The organism is Actinomadura sp. KC06, from assembly GCF_004348735.1.
Classification (GTDB): domain Bacteria; phylum Actinomycetota; class Actinomycetes; order Streptosporangiales; family Streptosporangiaceae; genus Spirillospora.
Genome location: NZ_SMKT01000336.1, coordinates 1 through 3,369 on the forward strand (window position 1 = coordinate 1; position 3,369 = coordinate 3,369).

Annotated in this window: 3 protein-coding genes; 2 read left to right on the plus strand and 1 reads right to left on the minus strand. The window is 74.2% G+C overall.

Features of this window, described 5'->3' with window-relative positions; all coding sequences use genetic code 11:
* Positions 1–168 precede the first annotated feature (168 nt).
* Positions 169–1,140 carry a PD-(D/E)XK nuclease family protein gene (locus E1287_RS42610; protein ID WP_131971740.1) on the minus strand — a complete coding sequence of 324 codons (972 nt, stop codon included), beginning with the start codon at positions 1,138–1,140 and terminating at the stop codon, positions 169–171.
* Between the two features lie 104 nt (positions 1,141–1,244).
* Between E1287_RS42610 and E1287_RS42615 the strand changes: the two genes are divergently transcribed.
* Both E1287_RS42615 and E1287_RS42620 read left to right on the plus strand, forming a co-directional pair.
* Positions 1,245–2,429 carry a site-2 protease family protein gene (locus E1287_RS42615; protein WP_243719830.1) on the plus strand — a complete coding sequence of 395 codons (1,185 nt, stop codon included), beginning with the start codon at positions 1,245–1,247 and terminating at the stop codon, positions 2,427–2,429.
* 98 nt (positions 2,430–2,527) lie between these two features.
* The coding region (locus E1287_RS42620; RefSeq protein WP_131971742.1) for a tRNA (adenine-N1)-methyltransferase at positions 2,528–3,369 on the plus strand (842 nt) is incomplete at its 3' end.

The window sequence follows — 3,369 nt, forward strand, 5'->3', positions numbered from 1 at the left end:
CGCCACACCCCACACACCCCGCCCTCTGCGGCGGGCGCCGGACGGTCCCGCGAAATGCGGTGGGCGGCGCGAGCGGGTCGGCGGGCGGTGCGGGATGGTGCGCGGTGCGGTACGGCGAGCGGTGCGGTACGGCGGACGGTGCGGGTCGGCGGGCGGTGCGGCGTGCGGCTACAGGTCGTCGCGTTCGCGGGCCGCCGCCTGCGGCCCGGCCGTGACCTCCAAGTCCGCGGGGGACGGGCGGTTCACCGGCGCCGCCGGCAGCGGCGGGGGAGTGCCGCCGAACTCCGGGCACCGCTCCTTGTGGTCACACCAGTCGCACAGCCGGCCCGTCCGCGCCCGCCACTCGCCCGTGTCCATCGCCCGCCGGATCGCCTGCCACAGCGCCTCCACCTTCCGCTGCGTCGCCCGCAGATCCGACTCGTCCGGCTCGTAACGCAGAACCTCCCCGTTCCCCAGATACATCAGCTGCAGAAGACGCGGAACCCGCCCCTGCAACCGCCACAGCACCAGCGCGTAGAACTTCATCTGGAACAGGGCGCGCGCCTCGAAATCGGCACGCGGCGCCGTCCCCGTCTTGTAGTCCACGATCCGCACGTCGCCGCTCGGCGCCACGTCCACCCGGTCGATGTAGCCCCGCAGCTTCAACCCCGAATCCAGGACCGTCTCCACGAACAGCTCCCGCTCCGCCGGCTCCAGCCGCTGCGGATCCTCCAGCGTGAAGTACCGCTCCACCATCCGCCGCGCCTGCCCCAGCCACTCCGCCCGCTCCGCGTCGCCGCCGTCCCCGTCCGCGAACAGCCCCGCCAGCTCCGGCTCCTCCGCCAGCAGCCGCTCCCACTCCGGCCCCAGCATCTCCAGCGCCGCCGCCGCCGTCCGCCCGTCCCGCGGAAGATCGAACAGCCGCTCCAGCACCGCGTGCACCAGCGTCCCCCGCGCCGCCGCCGCGCTCGGCCGCTCCGGCAGCCGGTCGATCACCCGGAACCGGTACCGCAGCGGGCACGTCATGAAATCGCTCGCCCGCGACGGCGACAACGACCCGACCACCTCCACGCCCGCCGCCGATCCGGCCCCGCCCCCCGACCCGGCCTCCGCGCCCGCGGACGGAACGGACGTCTCACTACCCGCCTCGGTCGTCGTCATGGCACAGCACACTAGGCGACACCCCCGACGAAATCCCGCATCCGCCGCGCCCCCGCCCCGACCACCCGATCGGCCCGCGGCACCAGGGCCGTAGCATCGGTGACGTGACACACAGCGCGCCCCCGACCGAGGGCAAGACGCCCGCCGGCGACTCCGGCCCCGGCGACGGCGGCCCCACCCCGCGTCCCGGCCTCCTCATGGGCCGCCTCTTCGGCGTCCCCATCTACGTCTCGCCCAGCTGGTTCCTGGTCGCCGTCCTCGTCACGATCATGTTCGAGGGACAGGTCCACGACGTCGTCCAGCGCCCCGCCAGCTACCTCGTCGCGTTCACCTACGCCGTCCTCCTCTACGGCTCGGTGTTCGTCCACGAGCTCAGCCACGCCGTCACCGCCCGGGCCTTCGGGCTCCCCGTCCGCTCCGTCACCCTCCACGTCCTCGGCGGCGAGACGTCCATCGAACGCGAGGCCCCCACCCCCGGCCGCGAATTCCTCATCGCCTTCGCCGGCCCCCTCGTCAACCTCGTCCTCGCCGGCCTCGGCCTCCTCGCCCACGCCTTCGTGCCCATGCCGGACGTCGCGCTCCTCCTCGTCGACGCCCTCACCTTCGCCAACCTCCTCGTCGGCGTCTTCAACCTCCTGCCCGGCCTGCCCCTCGACGGCGGGCGCCTCGTCCGCGCCGCCGTCTGGAAGGCCACCGGACGCAGCCGCAGCGGCGCCATCATCGCCGGCTGGGTCGGCCGCGGCGTCGCCGTCGCCACCCTCATCGCCGGCGCCCTCCTCGCCACCTACGGCACCGGCGCCGGAGAGGGCATCGGCTGGCTCGCCCTCCTCTGGTCCGCCCTCGTCGCCTCGTTCATCTGGGTCGGCGCCACCCACGCCATCCGCGCCGAACACGTCCGCGACCGCATCCCCCTGCTGTCGGCCCGCCGCCTCGCCCGCCGCGCCACCCTCGTCACCGCCGACGTCCCCCTCGCCGTGGCCATCAGCCGCGCCCACGAGGACCGCGCCGGCGCCATCGTCATCGCCGACCACGACGGCAGGCCCCTCGGCCTCGTCAACGAGAAGGCCGTCACCGCCACGCCCGAGCACCGCCGCCCCTGGGTCACCGCCGGCGACCTGTCCCGCGGCGTCGACGAACGCCTCACCCTCCCCGCCGACATCACCGGCGAAGAACTCATGGAGGCCCTCCGCCGCGCGCCCGCGTCCGAATACCTCCTCGTCGAACCCGACGGGCGCGTCTACGGAGTCCTCGTCGCCACCGACCTCGACCGCGCCTTCGCCGGCATCTGACCCCTCCCGCCCGGCTGCAGCGCGGCGTCCGAGCCGCTTCCCAGAGGCCCCCGGACGGCGTCCTGAGCGGGCCGCACCCGCCGCTAGCCTTGACGTTCATGAGCGAACCCCAGCCGAACGACCCCGCACCCGCACCCGGCCGCGCACCCCACGGCCCGTTCCGGCCCGGAGACCAGGTTCAGCTCACCGACCCCAAAGGGCGCATCAACACCATCACCCTCCAGCCCGGCAAGCTCTACCACTCCCACAAGGGCTCCGTCCCCCACGACGACATCATCGGCAGCCCCGAAGGCACCGTCTACCGCTCCACCGGCGGCACCGAATACCTCGCCTTCCGCCCCCTCCTCGCCGACTTCGCCCTCCGCATGCCCCGCGGCGCCGCCGTCGTCTACCCCAAGGACGCCGCCCAGATCGTCGCCATGGCCGACATCTTCCCCGGCGCCCGCGTCGTCGAGGCCGGCGCCGGATCCGGCGCCCTCACCTGCTTCCTCCTCCGCGCCGTCGGCGAACACGGCCTCCTCTCGTCCTACGAGCGCCGCCCCGACTTCGCCGACATCGCCCGCGCCAACGTCGAGAAGTTCTTCGGCGGCCCCCACCCCGCCTGGCGCCTCACCGTCGCCGCCCTCGAACACCACCTCGCCGAAACCGACGTCGACCGCGTCGTCCTCGACATGCTCGCCCCCTGGGAATGCCTCGACGCCGTCGCAAAAGCCCTCGTCCCCGGCGGCATCGTCTGCGCCTACATCGCCACCACCACCCAGATGTCCCGCGTCGTCGAAGACCTCCGCGCCCACGGCGCCTTCGCCGAACCCCACGCCTCCGAGACCATGCTCCGCACCTGGCACGTCGACGGCCTCGCCGTCCGCCCCGACCACCGCATGATCGGCCACACCGGCTTCCTCGTCACCGCCCGCCGCCTCGCCGACGGCGTCACCCCGCC